Raw genomic sequence first — 297 nt, 5'->3', positions numbered from 1 at the left:
ATCGGCCTGCCCGCCGCGGTGCCGCTGCGGGTGACGGGGACCGCCGCGAGCGCGCAATTCGCTGCCTTCACGATCGGATCCGGCACCCTGCAACTCCAGGGCGGCATCGCCTACGCCCTGCTCGGCGCCCTGCTCGGGGCCAAGCTGTCGCTCAGCGTCAGCGACTACGATGCCCTGGCCAGCGCCCGCGTCGACGGGCTGCGCGTCCTCCACGCCCTCGGGGCGAGCCTCAACATGCAGGCCGCGAACTACACCGACATCGTCCAGGCGAATGCCAGCGTCGGTCAGTTGCTGATG

General features: G+C 71.0%; 1 pseudogene. It reads left to right on the top strand.

What is annotated here, in order from left to right:
• Positions 1-297: pseudogene (locus tag ACLBXO_RS32110) on the top strand (TadG family pilus assembly protein); the annotation flags it as partial.

It is taken from the genome of Methylobacterium sp. C33D (genome assembly GCF_053345825.1).
This window is presented reverse-complemented; position numbering and strand designations above follow the sequence as displayed.